At 51.8% G+C, this 14,193-nt stretch carries 9 protein-coding genes and 1 pseudogene; 9 read left to right on the forward strand and 1 reads right to left on the reverse strand.

Annotated features, from left to right (window positions below):
* Window positions 1-17: 17 nt before the first annotated feature.
* The 3 genes from mmsB to L9G74_RS03305 all read left to right on the forward strand — a co-directional run bounded on the left by mmsB (window position 18) and on the right by L9G74_RS03305 (window position 4,178).
* Window positions 18-920, forward strand: a complete 903-nt coding sequence (gene mmsB, locus L9G74_RS03290) for a 3-hydroxyisobutyrate dehydrogenase (protein WP_238894856.1) — start codon at window positions 18-20, stop codon at window positions 918-920.
* Between the two features lie 11 nt (window positions 921-931).
* Complete coding sequence (locus L9G74_RS03295) at window positions 932-1,687, forward strand: SDR family oxidoreductase (protein WP_238894857.1); 756 nt, start codon at window positions 932-934, stop codon at window positions 1,685-1,687.
* Between the two features lie 433 nt (window positions 1,688-2,120).
* Entirely contained in the window at window positions 2,121-4,178 is a 2,058-nt protein-coding gene (locus L9G74_RS03305) for a dipeptidyl-peptidase 5 (RefSeq protein ID WP_238894859.1), read from the forward strand.
* Between the two features lies 1 nt (window position 4,179).
* Here the strand turns inward: L9G74_RS03305 and L9G74_RS03310 are convergent, their stop codons facing one another.
* Complete coding sequence (locus tag L9G74_RS03310) at window positions 4,180-4,584, reverse strand: MerR family DNA-binding protein (protein WP_238894860.1); 405 nt, start codon at window positions 4,582-4,584, stop codon at window positions 4,180-4,182.
* Window positions 4,585-4,740: 156 nt separating this feature from the next.
* Here L9G74_RS03310 and L9G74_RS03315 point away from each other — a divergent pair.
* From L9G74_RS03315 to L9G74_RS03340, 6 genes and pseudogenes are all read left to right on the forward strand, one after another.
* Window positions 4,741-5,373, forward strand: a pseudogene (locus L9G74_RS03315) (heavy-metal-associated domain-containing protein); the annotation flags it as partial.
* A gap of 153 nt (window positions 5,374-5,526) precedes the next feature.
* A complete protein-coding gene (locus L9G74_RS03320; RefSeq protein ID WP_275297250.1) occupies window positions 5,527-7,734 on the forward strand; it encodes a heavy metal translocating P-type ATPase in 2,208 nt (735 codons plus the stop codon).
* 92 nt (window positions 7,735-7,826) lie between these two features.
* Window positions 7,827-8,210: a hypothetical protein gene (locus L9G74_RS03325; RefSeq protein WP_238894861.1), complete on the forward strand. Its 384-nt coding sequence runs from the start codon at window positions 7,827-7,829 to the stop codon at window positions 8,208-8,210.
* A 120-nt stretch (window positions 8,211-8,330) separates the two neighbouring features.
* Entirely contained in the window at window positions 8,331-9,923 is a 1,593-nt protein-coding gene (locus L9G74_RS03330) for an ABC-F family ATPase (RefSeq protein WP_238894862.1), read from the forward strand.
* Between the two features lie 277 nt (window positions 9,924-10,200).
* A complete protein-coding gene (locus L9G74_RS03335; protein ID WP_238894863.1) occupies window positions 10,201-12,027 on the forward strand; it encodes a sensor domain-containing diguanylate cyclase in 1,827 nt (608 codons plus the stop codon).
* 258 nt (window positions 12,028-12,285) lie between these two features.
* On the forward strand, window positions 12,286-14,037 hold the full coding sequence (locus L9G74_RS03340) for an aryl-sulfate sulfotransferase (RefSeq protein WP_238894864.1): 1,752 nt from the start codon (window positions 12,286-12,288) through the stop codon (window positions 14,035-14,037).
* The last annotated feature ends 156 nt before the right edge of the window (window positions 14,038-14,193 follow it).

A 14,193-nucleotide genomic window follows, 5' to 3' on the forward strand; every position in this document is an offset into this window, starting at 1 on the left:
AAAAGTGAGGAACGCGAATGACCACAGTGGCGTTTATTGGATTAGGTAACATGGGCGCGCCCATGGCGGCCAACCTGTTAAAAAATGGCTTTGGTGTGCGGGTGTTCGATCTGGTGCCTGCAACGGTGAGTACGTTAGCGGCGCAAGGAGCGGAGCCGTGCTCCAGTGCTATCGTGGCGGCGCAAGATGCGGCCATAGTGATTAGTATGCTGCCAGAAGGGCGGCACGCCAAAGCCCTCTATCTAGGTGATGAAAAAGGCGCGGGTTTGATAACGCAAATCCATCGCGACAGCTTGTTAATCGATTGCTCCACCATTGATGCCGATAGCGCCAGAGCGATAGCCGCAGCCGCCGATGCGCGCGGCATGGCATTTGTTGATGCGCCGGTATCCGGTGGCACGGCTGGCGCGATTGCGGCAACGTTGACTTTTATTTGTGGCGGCAGTGAATCGGCCGTCGCCCGCGCTAAACCGGTGTTGCAGGCGATGGGGCGTAATATCTTCCATGCTGGGCCCGCTGGTAGCGGCCAAATTGCCAAGATTTGCAACAACATGCTGCTTGGGGTGTTGATGGCAGGCACCTGCGAAGCGCTGAGCCTAGGTATTGATAACGGTTTGGATCCGGCGGTGCTGTCAGATATTATAAAAGCCAGCAGCGGCGGTAATTGGACGCTGGAAAAATACAATCCGTGCCCTGGGGTGATGGCGGGTGTGCCCGCCTCAAATGACTATAAAGGCGGCTTTATGGTGGATTTGATGGTCAAAGACCTCGGCTTGGCGACGCAAGCGGCATTAAGCACACGCTCGGCCATGCCGATGGGCGCGTTAGCACGCAACCTGTTTGTGCATCATGCTAAGCAAGGTCATGGTCATGAAGATTTTTCCAGCCTGTTTTGTCAGTACCGCCCCAAGTCAAACTAAAAGGATAAGTAATGGACATTAAAGGCAAAGTTGTTGCCATCACCGGCGGTGCTGGTGGGTTGGGATTCGCCATGGCGCAGATGCTGGCAAAACGCGGGGCGCGCTTGGCGTTAATTGATATCGACCAAGACAAGCTAGAGCATGCCTGCGCGCTATTGGGTGAAGTGGACGTGCAAGGTTATGCGGTGGATATCACTGATGAAGAAGACGTCATCGCCACCTTTAAGTTCATTCTGGAAGATTTCGGGCAACTCAATGTGTTGGTGAACAACGCGGGTATTTTGTTTGATGGCATGTTGGTGAAAGCCAAAGAGGGCAAAGTCATCGAGCGGATGTCATTCGAACAGTTCCAAGCGGTGATCAATGTCAATTTGACCGGCTCATTCCTCTGTGGTCGTGAAGCGGCAGCAGCCATGATTGAATCGCAGCAAGCGGGCGTGATTATCAACATGTCGAGCATTGCCCGCGCCGGTAACATCGGCCAAAGCAATTACGCTGCCTCTAAAGCGGGCGTGGCCGCAATGGCCGTGGGGTGGGCGAAAGAGCTGGCGCGCTACAGTATTCGCTCAGTGGCAATTGCGCCGGGGGTGATTGATACCGAGATGACGGCAGGCATGAAACCCGAAGCCTTGCAGCGTTTAGCCAAAGCCGTACCGGTTGGTCGCCTTGGTGAGGCAGATGAGATTGCTTCGACCGTATGTTTTGCCATTGAGAACGATTATCTTAATGGCCGCGTGATTGAACTTGATGGCGGTTTATCGTTCTAAACCTCCGTCAAACTGTGTTGCATAACGCCTGCATCGTGCTGATGTGGGCGTTTTTGTTTCATTCGCTAAACTGGATGCAGTACAAAAGTTGACAAGGCGTCATGCAAATTGAACAATTCCAGCGAATAGAATTAAAGGCTAGGTGGTTGTTCGGTGGCACATTGGCTAATCAACGGATGTAAAAAGTGTTTGTTAGCCGTAGGTGCGACGGGTGTTGTCATTATCTATGGTGGTTTTTTCTACTTGTTGCTCAGTGGACGGTCAACGGCGCCTATCCACTGGTTTTATCTGGTATCGCCTTGGTTGTGTATCTATTTTGGCTTACCACATCAACAGCAACACGATGTAATAGATTGGCTGTTAAAAAAATTTAAATTTAATAAATAACAATTACATATTAGCTCTGTTTTTTGCAGTGCTTGAGGGGAACACAATGAACTCCATCGGGTCGGTGGCGCGATGGGCCGGGCTAGCGGCAGTGGTTTTTTTATCTGCATGCTCAAAGGCACCAGACACCAATACGTCACTTAACGACACGCCGTCGCAAGAGAGTCAAACACCATATGGCAGTTGGCAGTCGCCAATCACCGCACAAGAAGTTTATGGTGCCCATTCGGGCATTAGCGAGCTGCAAAGTAGCGGCGATATGCTGTATTTCACTGAGTCTGATCCCGCGGCACAGGGCCAATCGGGAATTAAACGCATCGGCGCCCAAGATCAAGTTACCCAAGTGCTAGCGGCCCAATTTGGTGTCGGCTCGCGCGTACATGAATATGGCGGCGCACCTTTCTTAGCCATTGGTCAAAGTATTTTTGCAACCAAAATGGCAGATCAACGCTTCTATCGTATCGCCCCCAATCAAGAGCCTGTGGCGTTAACGCCTGAAGGAACCCGTCATGCTGGCTGCGTGTTTTTCAGCAAAGGCTCCCGCATTATCTGTGTGCGTGAAGACCATCGCCAGCCCGGCGAAGCGGTCAATAGTTTGGTGGCAATCAACCTTAATCAACCGGGTGAAGGTGATATCTACGCCACCGGCCACGATTTTTACGGCGCACCTGCAATCAACCGCGATAACACCCAATTGGCGTGGGTAACGTGGGATCATCCCAACATGCCATGGGATAACACTCAATTGTGGGTTGGCAAGTTGGATAAAAAAGGGGCGTTGACCGATATCCAGCAGCCGAAAATGCCAGGTAAAGGCGCGATAATGCAGCCACTGTATAGCCCTACCGGCCAATTGTATTTTATTGCTGACTTCGATAACTGGTGGAACTTGTACCGCATCAATGCGGAAGGCCGAGTGGAGCAAGTGACCAAGCTCGAAGGCGAGATCGGCGGTCCAGCGTGGGGCTTGGGGAGCCATGCCTATGCCTTTGAGAATGAGCACTCAATAGTGTTCAACCTGCACCATGAAGGCCAACTCGATTTGATGCGCATTGATGTTGATTCCGGTGTTACTGAAGAGTTAGCGACGGATTTTGCATCAGTCAAACAGCTGATCAGTTATCAAGACAATGTGTATTTTATTGGTGCGAAGGCGACGCCCGCGCGCGGTATTTATCGAGTGACCGGACGTGGTACTGAATTGGTGTATTCACCCGAGATCAATGGCGTCGAGCCGGAATACATCGCTAAACCGCGTAGTGTGAGTTTTGTTACCGCTAACAAACACACGGCTTATGGCTTGTATTATGCGCCGACCAATCCCGATTATCAGGCGCCTGCTGGCAGCGTACCGCCGTTGGTGATGATGTTACACGGTGGCCCAACGTATGAGGCTAATCGCGCCTATCGGGGGGATATTCAATTCTGGACTAGCCGCGGTTTTGCGGTATTTGACCTTAACTACCGTGGCAGCACTGGCTACGGCCGCAAGTTCCGTCGCAGTTTGTACGGCCAGTGGGGTGTCGCGGATGTTGATGATGCGGTCTACGCCGCTAAATATCTGGTCAACGAAAAACTTGCCGATCCAGACAAGCTGGCGATTCGTGGTGGCAGTGCCGGTGGCTTTAGTGTGTTAGCGGCCTTAGCGTTTCATGACGTGTTCAAAGCAGGTACCAGTTATTACGGCGTGAGTGATATCGAGGTGTTGGCGAAGGAGACGCATAAATTTGAGTCGCGTTATCTTGATCAACTGATTGGCCCATATCCGCAAAAACGTCAGCTTTATCATGACCGTTCACCGCTTTATCATCTTGACGGTCTGGATGAGCCTTTGCTGTTATTCCAAGGATTGGAAGATAAAGTGGTGCCGCCAAACCAGTCGGAGATGATCTACCAAGCGTTGCGTGACAAAGGTGTGCCGACTGCATATATTGCGTTCCCCGGCGAAGGTCATGGTTTCCGTCAACCGGAGAACAATATCCGTGCCTTAGAAACTGAATTGGCGTTCTATGGCCGCGTATTCGGTTTTAAACCCGCTGGGCAACTGCCGTTGGTGCCGTTAGAAAATGCTGGCGCGTTGGTGGAGCCCTCCACCACGAAATAAGCTACTCGTGGTGGCAGCACTTCTTGCCAGATAGCCCGTCGATGATTGGGCAATCTGGCGAGTCGCCACCTTGGCATTGCGCCACCAAATGGCTCAATTCACCATGCAGCTGTTGCAGCCGCTGCATTCGTTGTTCTAGCGCCTTGAGATGTTGACTGGCAAGGCGTTTCACATCACTGGCACAACGCTGCGGATCATGTTTGAGTTGCAGCAGATCGCGGCACTCATCAATGCTAAAACCCAGTTCGCGACAATGTTGCACAAACAGCAACGCTGACACTTGTTGCTCCCCATATTCTCGATAACCATTGGCACCACGGCTGCCGGTAACTAAGCCAATGTCGTGGTAATAACGGATATTTTTGACCGACAGCCCGGTTTGGCTGGCGACATCACCAATTTTCAACGGTTACTTCCTCCATACGCCACTTGTGAGCTGGTGCAAAGTTATTGCTGATGCGGCGCTTTGCGCTTGACTCTCCAGTTACTGGAGACTTTAACCTGTATCGCAATTGAACTGCAATGGCCGCTCGTCCACGCGAGCGGTGGCAAAGGTGGAATTATGACCCGTTATCAATTTCATATCAGTAACATGCATTGTGGCGGTTGCGCCCGCAAAATTACCGCGTTGTTTGCCGATGAGGCCGATGTGCAAGTCAGCACCGATGTGGCGAATAAATCACTCACTGTCGAACTTGGGCAGCAGGCCACGCTGACGGCGGCCGAGATTAGCGCCCGCTTACAGCAAGCCAATTATCAAGCCGAGCCGCTCAAAGCTGTCAGCGCATGGCAGCATTTTGTGGTGGCCGATATGCGCTGTGGTCACTGTGAAAAGACTATTCGCAGCGCCTTGAATGAGGTTGCCGATGAGGTGCTGGTGGATTTAACCAGCAAGCAGGTTGATGTGTTAACCGCGCAACCCGCCACGGCGGTAGCGGAGCTTATTCGCCAAGCGGGATTTACGCCACAACAAGCGGAGGCCAACGATACGCTGGCTATCTCATCTTCGGCAACTACTGCCGCAGACAATCAAACATGGCATGAGTTTGTGGTGCCCGATATGACCTGCGGCCATTGTGAAAAGACCATTCGCGCTGCGTTAACTGATGCGGCTGACGTGCAGGTTGATCTCAACAGCAAATTGGTGCGCGTGTGCAGCGACGCCAGCGATGAACAACTGTTAGCGCTGATCCAACAAGCGGGCTATTCCCCTGCGTTGGCGACTGACTCTGCGCCGCAAGCCGCTAACTCAACGCCGGATGCTGCAGCCGCAAACGCCAGTGCTTCGGTAGAGCCAGCGGGCGAGCATCAGCGCGCAGTTGAATCTGCCACCACTCATGATGCCAAGCTGCTGCTGTTTGTGCCGGACATGAGTTGCGCCAGCTGTGTCGCGAAAATCGAAAAGGCGTTTGACGGCGCCGGTGTTACCGCGCGAGTGAATCTGGCCGATAAACAAGTGGCTGTAGCTAGCGGCATTGCTGCCGAGCAAGCGCAGCAAATTCTGCAAGGCGCCGGTTATCGCGGCGAAGTAATTGAGAATGCCGCCGATGCCGTGGCCGATAAAGCAGCCCATGATGCCAAAGAGTATCGCACGCGTATTATTCAAGCTGTGGTCACGCTTGGTATCGGTGTGCCAATGATGTTGTGGGGTTGGCTCGGTGGTGAGATGAGCGTTGCCAGTGATAGCTTACGCTTAGGCTGGGGCGTGATGGCGGTCGTGTGTTTGTTGTTGCTCATCTATTGTGGCGGCCACTTTTTTGCGGGGGCGTGGCGAGCGCTCAAAGCCAAAAGCGCCAATATGGATAGCCTCATTGCCGTCGGCACGGGTACTGCGTGGTTGTATTCCACTGTGGTGGTGATTGCACCGCAATGGTTCCCTGACGGTACGCGGCATGTCTATTTTGAAGCCAGCTTGATGATCCTTGGTCTGATCAACCTCGGCCATGCGCTCGAACTGCGTGCGCGCGGCAAAACCAGCGAAGCCGTGCAAAAGCTGATTGGCCTGCAAGCCAATAGCGCTTATCTGGTGACTGACGACGGTGATAAACAGGTCGCTGTCGACAGCGTTAACGTCGGCGATGTGTTGCGACTGCGTGCTGGCGATAAAGTGGCGCTGGATGGTGAAGTGATCAGCGGCCAATCACTGCTTAACGAAGCGATGCTCACTGGTGAGCCAATGCCAGTGAATAAAACCGTGGGTGATGTGGTCAACGCCGGTACCATCAATGGCGATGGCAGTTTGACCTATCGGGTTACACGAGCGCAGCAAGACACCCGCTTGGCGCAAATTATTGCGCTGGTGCAGGAGGCACAAACCTCCAAGATGCCGATTGGCCGCCTGACCGACAAAATCGCTGGTGTGTTTGTGCCGGTGGTGATGTTACTGGCGTTGCTGGCGGCGGTGATTTGGTATGTGGTTGGCCCACAACCAGCGTTATCCCACGCCTTGGTGGTGCTCACCAGCGTACTGATTATCGCTTGCCCCTGCGCGCTTGGTTTAGCAACGCCGATGTCGATTATGGTGGCGGTTGGCCGCGCAGCGCAGATGGGCGTACTGATTAAAAATGGTGAAGCGTTGCAAACGGCGGCTAAGGTCAACTGTGTGGTGCTGGATAAAACCGGCACGGTGACCGAAGGCAAACCGCAAGTGGTAGCGGTGCACTGCTTTACCGAGGTTAGCGATACTGAAGTGCTGCAAGTGGTTGCCAGCCTTGAGCAACAATCGTCACATCCGTTGGCGGCTGCGTTACAACAAGCGGCGGATGCCAAGCAGCTCGCACGCGTCGATGTTGCCAGCTTTAGTTATCAGCAAGGGCTGGGCGTGAGTGGTGTTGTTGCGGGTAGCGACTGGCTTATTGGCAACGACAAGTTGCTGCAAGCGCAATCTATCCAATTATCTGATGCGGCCAATCGTGCGTTAGCAGAGGCGGCTGCGTTGGGGCAAACACCGGTATTGGTAGCGAAAGACGACGAACTGGTGGCGTTAGTGGCGATTAGCGACCCAATCCGCAGTGACGCCAAAGCGGCGCTGCAACTGCTGAAACAACAAGGTAAGCGTTTGGTGTTGTTGTCTGGCGATAATCAACGTACCGCCGATGCGGTCGCTAAACAGCTCGGTATCGACCAAGTGATTGCTGGTGTACTGCCCGATCAAAAGCAAGCGTGGGTGCAAAAGTTCCAACAGCAGGGCGAGGTGGTGGCTATGGTAGGTGATGGTATCAATGATGCGCCAGCACTGGCCGCGGCCGATGTCGGGGTGGCGTTAGGCACTGGCACCGACGTCGCCATTGAAAGCGCCGATATGACCTTGTTAACACCGCGGCTAGAAAATCTCGCCTTAGGTTTTGCGCTGTCCAAGGCCACGCTCGGTAATATCAAACAGAACCTGTTTGGCGCGTTTATCTATAATAGCGTCGGTATTCCGGTGGCGGCGGGTGTGTTGTATCCACTGTTTGGCATGTTGCTCAGCCCGGTAATTGCTGGCGCGGCGATGGCATTGTCATCGCTGACGGTGGTCACTAACGCCAATCGATTACGCTATAAAAAACTGGATTAGCTTCTGCCCCAAACCCAGCCTCGGCTGGGTTTGTTTTTACAGCTGTCGTTATGTAATCTTACGTCTTTTCAGACGATAGGACGTTCTACGACATGAAGTCATCTCTCAAATTGTGCGCCATGTTAGCACTGGTTAGCAGTGCGGGATTAACCAGCCATCACGCGCTGGCCGCTTGCGGTGAAAACCCGCAGGCACAATGTTTGACCGTCATCGACGGTAAAGTCACTCAAGGCCAATGCCAGATTACCGAATGCGCCAATCAATTTAATGCCTACAGCGGCTGGGAGCTGGCCGATGGCGGCTCGGTAGAGTATCGCTATCAAGTAGCGGATGAGTCTTCCAGCATCACAGTGAATGGCAAACCGGGCGTCAGTATTCCCGCAGATATCCTTAAAGAACCGTTGATCTGCTACGCTGGCACCGCCCCCAAATCTGAGCTTCCGGTTGTCTACTGTAGTAAAGATGCGGGCATGTAACTGCATCAACCGTAGTTGATAATTCATATAGGGCTGTTATAGTGGCGCGTTTTGTACGGGGTAGGCTTTATCTGCCGCGTATTCGGTACACTTTGCAGCAAAAAACTGGGAATCCCTAACGTGATCACAACCGCTAACATCACCATGCAGTTTGGCGCTAAGCCACTGTTTGAAAATATCTCCGTCAAATTTGGTGACGGTAACCGCTACGGCCTGATTGGGGCGAACGGCAGCGGTAAATCCACCTTTATGAAGATTTTATCCGGTGAGTTGGAGCCATCTGCCGGTAACGTGTCGCTGGATCAAAACGAACGTCTGGGTAAATTGAATCAGGATCAATTTGCTTACGAAGAGTTCAGTGTGATCGACACAGTGATCATGGGCCACAAAGAGCTGTGGAAAGTGAAGCAAGAGCGTGACCGTATCTACTCACTGCCAGAAATGTCTGAAGCAGACGGCATCAAAGTGGCTGAGCTGGAAATGGAATTTGCGGAGATGGACGGTTACACCGCGGAATCTCGCGCCGGTGAACTGCTGCTTGGTGTGGGTATCGAACTGGAACAACACTTCGGCCCAATGAGCGAAGTGGCGCCAGGTTGGAAACTGCGTGTGCTGCTGGCGCAGGCATTGTTCTCTGATCCAGATATCCTGCTGCTCGACGAACCAACCAACAACTTGGACATCGACACTATTCGCTGGTTGCAAGAAACCTTGAACCAACGTAACAGCACCATGATCATCATTTCGCACGACCGTTACTTCTTGAACTCAGTCTGTACCCACATGGCTGACTTGGATTACGGTGAACTGCGCGTGTATCCAGGTAACTACGACGAATACATGACCGCTGCGTCACAAGCGCGTGAGCGTTTGGTGGCAGAAAACGCCAAGAAAAAAGCGCAAATTGCTGAGCTGCAAACCTTCGTAGCGCGCTTCTCGGCTAACGCTTCTAAAGCGAAACAAGCCACCTCACGTGCGCGCCAGATTGATAAAATCAAACTGGACGAAATCAAAGCCTCTAGCCGTGTTAACCCATATATCCGTTTCGAACAGGACAAAAAACTGTTCCGTAACGCACTGAACGTCGAAGCGTTGACTAACGGTTTTGACCAGCCACTGTTTAAAGACTTCAACTTGATTGCTGAAGTGGGTGAGCGCATTGCTATTTTGGGTGAGAACGGTGCCGGTAAAACCACTTTAGTGCGCACCCTGATCCACGAACTGCCACAACAATCAGGCACTATTCAATGGTCTGAAAACAGCTCAATTGGTTACTACGCTCAGGATCACGCAGACGACTTTGAGAACGATCTGAACCTGTTCGACTGGATGAGCCAATGGCGCCGTGAAGGCGATGATGACCAAGCCGTGCGTGCGGTACTTGGCCGTATGCTGTTTGGCGCCGACGACATTAAAAAGTCAGTCAAAGTGCTGTCGGGTGGTGAACAAGGTCGGATGATCTTCGGTAAGCTGATGCTGCAAAAACCGAACATTCTGGTGATGGACGAACCAACCAACCACTTGGATATGGAATCGATTGAATCCCTCAACAACGCGCTGGAAGGCTACGAAGGCACGCTGTTCTTCGTATCGCATGACCGGGCGTTTGTATCGTCACTGGCAAACCGTGTATTAGAAATCGGCCACGGCAGCGTTCGTGACTTTAAAGGCACTTATGATGAGTTTTTGGCTAGTAAAGGCATTGAAAGCTAATTAAGCGCTATTTCTACTAAAAATCCCCGCCATCGAGCGGGGATTTTTGTTGATGAAGCTGCATGGTGATGATTAATTAACCCTAGTTAACATGCTGATTTTTTAGACAGAGTACTGTTATTTTACCCAAATTGTGTAGGGTTTTAGCAGTTGAGCGTATCATGGATTGCATCGCCCTAATTGTGTGTCTATTCTTAGCCGATAGCTCTCAAGTTTATTGCTAACGCTCTACGCGCAAGGATGACGGCTTTTATCACGATTAATATGGGTTACGTCTATGTTGTTGCCGCGGTCTTATCCTCTGCGTTTAGTTATTCTCCTACCGTTTTCACTGCTGTTGATTGCCGCTGCCACCGTGTTTTGTGTTACCAGTTACCACAATAGCCAAAACCAAGCGCTGTCGATGGCGCACAGTTTTGCCCGTGAGCTGTCTTTGCGCATCAGTCAATATGTGTCGCAGTTAACGCAGGTGATGCCAGCCATTACCGAGATCAACAGCCTAGAACTGCAAAATGGCAATCTATCGGTTGAACAGCCGGAGCAGAATACGCCGTGGTTACTGGCACAATTGCGCCAGCATCCGCAGCTAAGCTTTGTCAGCATTGCGTATATCGATGGGCGCTACATCGCCGCCGCACGTCCGCCCGATCATGCTGGCAAGATTGAAATCGCCAGCAACATTTTTAATTCGCAGCGGGTGTTAGAGGGCTTTGAACCGAATGCCACTGAACACCTAGGAAAGATGATTGGCAAAATTCGTGGGGTGTATGATCCACGGCAACGTCCATTTATGCTGTGTGCGCTAGCCCATCCCGATACGCCGTGTTGGGGTAAGGTTTACCGCTATTTAGATAGTGGCAACTATGGTATCAGTCTCTCTCGTGCCGTATTCAATCAGCACGGCGAGATGTTGGGTGTCGTTGCGGCAGATATCGCCTTAAATCGCCTCAATGAGTTTATGGCGCGGTTGAATATGGGTTTTGGTGGTATTGCCTTTTTAACCGAGTCCGATGGTACGCTGCTCGCGTCTTCCAATCCGCAACAAATTGCCGCCGTGGATAACGCGGGGCAGCGCTATCAATTGAGCCATCACCCCGCGGCATTATTGCAAGCATTACCGCACGTCACCGAGCAGAAGCAGCCACATCGTTTTGAGGTTAACGGGCTAGGTTACTTGCTGGAAGTGCGTGATATCCGCTTAGGGCACCAGCTAACATGGCAGCTGATGGTGTTAGTGCCAGAACAAAATATTGCGGCGCCGATGATGCAACAGTTACGCGCTTCATTGATTTGGACCGCGATACTGTTTGGCTTAATGATTCTTGTTGGTGTGATATTGGCACGTAAAATTGCGCGGCCGATTGAGAAACTGGCGCGTTTAGCCAGCCAAAATAATTTACCCAAGTTGGCGGCGCATCAAGTGGAGAGTACGCGTTTTGTTGAGGTGAGTTATCTGGAATACGGCCTAACCATGTTAGCCAAGGCGCAGCTCAATTCGATACAGATGTTAGAGCAGCAAGTTCACAATCGCACCTTGGCGCTGCAAGAAGCTAACCAACGGCTCACTATGTTATCGCAGCAAGATCCCTTGACTGGTATTGCTAACCGCCGCGCATTTTCTGACAAGTTTGCTGTCATTTGGCAACAGGCGCTGCAACAACAGCAGCCGCTCAGTATGATTTTATGCGACATCGATTTCTTTAAAGCATTCAACGACAACTTTGGTCACCAAGCGGGCGATGCCGCACTCATTGCCGTGGCGCAGCATCTGCGACAGCATGTTCCCAGCGAGGCGCTGTTAGCCCGCTACGGCGGTGAAGAGTTTGCGGTGGTGCTGCCCAATACCACGTTAGCCGACGCGGTTGATTTGGCCGATATGATTCGGCGTAGCTTGTTTGCTAAAGCGATTGCGCGTGATGATGTGCCTTGCGGCGTGGTCACCCTGAGCTTAGGCGTGGGCAGTTGTTTGCCGTCAGCGAGCAACACGTTGCAACAGTTGATCAAACAGGCGGATGAGTTACTGTATGTTGCTAAGGCCGCAGGTCGCAATCAAGTGCAGCCAGTGCTCACAGCATGCGCGCTTAGCGACGCGGTTCCTGTTTGAGTTCGTAAAGCATTAGGCAAGGCCGCTCATATGCTGTGTCGTTGTGCTCCAGTAACCGCCCATGGTGAGTGTTTGCAGTGGCGCTTGTTCAATCTTTATCGTGTGCTACTCGGCCATTTTTTATGAGTTATGCCGCATAGGTCTAATGCCCTAAGCGCGGTTTGTGATCGTCTCCGCTATGCAATCTTAATAGGAAACTGCACTCTTGTTGTTTGATTAGTATGCAGATTTTACTGTTAACTCTGACAGGAGAGCATCATGCACAAACCCATTCTCAGCCCGCTGCTGTTGTCCCTGACCCTGTTTGGCGCTATGCCGTTGATGACGCCAACTGCACAGGCATCGGTATTGAACGTCCAGCGGCCAACGCAAGGCCAGTTGGGGCAAGTTCAAGTCAATCCATATGGTTATGCGCCGTTGACGGCCATTATTGATTTAGCGGGCAAAGCGCCAAGCAATGTCACTGTCACGGTAAAAGCGAACGGCAAAGATGGGGTGGATATCAGCTATCCGGTCGGCCATACCCAATTACTCACTTACGATGGCGTTCCCGTATTTGGTTTATACGCCAACTACCAAAACCAAGTGGCGCTGAGTTATACGCTTGATGGTAAGCAAGTTAACGAAACTTATCAGATTTTTACCCAGCCTTTGCAAGGGATTAGCGTTGATGGCGCGGTGAGTGCCTTTCCAACAATAACGCCAGTTAAAGTCGACAAAAAGTTTAAGCAACGGTTGTACTGGATTAATCATCTAATTGGCGACCAAAATTCTGAGTCGGTGCATTGGGGCAATGGCGGCGCCTTGGAATGGGACCGCTGGCCCATCAACTTTGTCACCGATACCGCGGGCGCAGTGCGTTGGTATCTCGACCCGCGCAAAATCCACGACCAGCAGGATATTGCCAAACGCGGTATTTTGATGGGCGTGCACCAGATGCCCAATGGCGATGTGATCTTTGTGCAAGGTCAGCGCTATTACCGCATGGATTTGATGGGCCGTATGGTGTTTGAGCGTTGGTTGCCCAAAGGTTATATCGACATGTCGCACGACATGAAAGCGCTCGACAATGGCCACTATCTGTTGCGTGCCGCTAAAAAAGATTATCACCGCGATGATGGTCAAGTGGTTAACACGGTGCGTGATCAAATCCTCGAAGTGGATGAGTTTGGTCGCCTAGTCGATGTATGGGACTTGACGCAAATCCTTGACCCATTGCGCGATGCATTGATGCAAGCGCTCGATCCGCGCTCGGTGTGTTTGAATGTTGATTTGAAAGCCAAAAGGGCAGCGCTGGAGCCAAACGATGCCGCTTTGGGTGACATCATGGGCGTTGGTATCGGCCGCAACTGGGCGCACGTTAACTCGATTGACTACGACCGCAGCGATGACAGCATCATTGTGTCATTACGTCATCAAGGCGTAGCGAAAATCGGCCGCGATAAACAGGTGAAGTGGATTCTGTCACCCAGCAAAGGCTGGCATGCACCGCTGGCCGATAAAGTGTTAACGCCAGTAGATGCCGCTGGCAATAAGTTGGATTGTAATGAGAGCGGTGAGTGCCGCAATACCGATTTTGATTTCAGCTATGCGCAGCACAGTGCGTATCTTATTCCGCAAAAAGGCACGTTGTCGGTATTTGATAACGGCGATGGCCGTGGTTTGATGCAACCGATGTTTGTTACCGAAAAATACAGCCGCGGGGTGGAATATAAGATTGATGAGCACAAGCTCACCGTGCAACAAACGTGGCAGTACGGCAAACAGCATGGCTATGACTGGTACAGCCCAGTGACCTCAATCACTCAGTATCAGCCCGATACCGATAGCATGATGATGTTCTTTGCCACGCCGCAACTGCTGGAAAAAACGCTGACTAGCCCACGATTGGTAGAAGTGAAATACGGTACTCAGCAGGTGGAAGTGGAATTACACATGACCGCAACCGCCAAGCAGCAGGCGTCGTATCGTGCGATTGTGATCCACCCTGAGCAAGCGTTTAGCCACTAAGCAACCGCGCTAACAACAGAGTAAACCACGGGCAATAAGACATGTTCTTGTTGCCCGTTTTTTGCGCTTGGTGCCGATGTTCATTGGTGCACGCCGAGTGTCAGCCCATGTTTATGTTATTTGATGGCTGTTGACTTTATAATCCCGTCCGTCATC

Source organism: Shewanella electrica (genome assembly GCF_022321485.1).
Lineage (GTDB): Bacteria > Pseudomonadota > Gammaproteobacteria > Enterobacterales > Shewanellaceae > Shewanella > Shewanella electrica.